This is a genomic window from Nostocoides sp. (assembly GCF_035343835.1).
Classification (GTDB): domain Bacteria; phylum Actinomycetota; class Actinomycetes; order Actinomycetales; family Dermatophilaceae; genus Nostocoides_A; species Nostocoides_A vanveenii.
The window spans coordinates 1-1,709 of record NZ_DAOQZV010000387.1; the positions used below are offsets into that span (position 1 = coordinate 1).

Annotated in this window: 1 protein-coding gene; it reads left to right on the forward strand. The window is 68.3% G+C overall.

Annotation, left to right across the window (positions count from 1 at the left end; translation table 11 throughout):
• Positions 1-340: 340 nt before the first annotated feature.
• The coding region (locus PKH97_RS16420; protein ID WP_324388679.1) for a wax ester/triacylglycerol synthase family O-acyltransferase at positions 341-1,709 on the forward strand (1,369 nt) is incomplete at its 3' end.

Below are 1,709 nucleotides of genomic sequence, written 5' to 3' on the forward strand. Positions count from 1 at the left end.
GCGCGACCATCGCGGCCGCGGCGGAGGCACGCCCGGCGGCGAGGTGATCGGCATACGTGCGCGCGAGGACGTCCGGGCCGCTGGCCGCATTCTGTTGGCCGACGGCATACACGAGCACGATCGGCAGCCCGAGGATCGCGACGAGACCGAGAAGCGGGCGCCAGGGGCGCGTCGCGTCGCGTCCGCAGCGGGGTCAAGCCCGCGGGCCGGGCTTCGGGGGGCCGTGGCTGATGGTGCTGTCCGTAGTCATGGTGGGTCCGACGCTACCGAGTGGACGGGGTGTTCCGGGGCATCGGGGCGAGGACTCCCGCGGGGCGCACGCGTCGGGAACAATGGCCCCATGACGACGAAGCGGTTGACCCCGATGGATGCGATGTTCCTCTACGGGGAGACGCCCCAGACGATGATGCACGTCGGGGGGCTGCTGCCGTTCACGCCCGCGCCCGATGCGCCGGAGGACTTCCTGCGGGCCCTGGTGCGCGAGATCCATACCGAGACGGCGGTGCAGCGGCCGTGGAATATGAAACTGAAGACGCCGGGCTTCCTGCTCAACCCGGCACACCAGTGGGTCGAGGACCCGGACTTCGACATCACCTATCACGTGCGCCGCTCCGCGCTGCCGCATCCGGGCGACGAGCGCGAGTTGGGCATCCTCGTCTCCCGGCTGCACTCACACCCGCTGGATCTGACCCGGCCGCCGTGGGAGATGCACCTGATCGAGGGGCTCGAGGGTGGGCGGTTCGCGCTCTATGTGAAGTTCCACCATGCACTGGTCGATGGGTATAGCGCGATCCAACTGCTCAACCGGTCGATGTCACCGGATCCCTCGTCACGCTCTGAGCAGATGTTCTTCGCGGTGCCGCCGCCCAAGCGGGAGCGGTCCGCATCGACCGGGAAGTCCTCGCCGCTGGCCGATGTCGGTGCGGTGCTGTCGCGGGCGGTGAACGTGACCAAGTCGGTGCCCGACCTCGCGATGTCGATCGTCAAGCTGCAGTTGCGGCGCGACGGGGAGTTCAAGCATTTGGTCTCGTCTCACGAAGCGCCGCACTCGGTGCTCAACTCCAAGATCGGGCGCAATCGCCGGTTTGCCACGCAGCAATACGACATCAGTCGTCTGACCGCGGCGGCGAAGGCCGGCGGGGCGACGCTCAACGACGTCGTGCTGACCATTTGTGGTGGGGGGTTGCGGCGCTTCCTCGGCGAGCAGGGGCAGTTGGGCGAGAAGCCGCTCGTCGCGTTCTTGCCCGTCAATGTGCGCCCGAAGGGCGATGTCGGCGGCGGCAATGCGGTCGGGGCGATCCTCAGCACGATGGGCACCGATGTCGCGGACCCGGTGGAGCGCCTGGGCGTGATCGCCCGCTCGACGCGGCAGGCCAAGGACCAACTGGTCAACCTCCCGCAGGAGTCGATCCTGGCCTATAGCGCCTTGTTGATGGCGCCCGCGGGGACTCAGATCCTGGCGGCGATGACCGGGCTGAAGACGCCGATGCCGTTCACCTTCAACCTGTGCGTCTCGAATGTGCCCGGTCCGCGGGAGGTGCTCTACTTCCGCGGGGCGCGCCTGGAGGCCGACTACCCGGTGTCCATCCCGATCCACGGGATGGCCCTGAATATCACCTGCCAGAGCTATGGCGGGACGCTGTGTTTCGGCTTCATCGGTGACCGGGACGCCCTGCCCAGCCTGCAGCGCCTGGCCGTCTACACCGGCG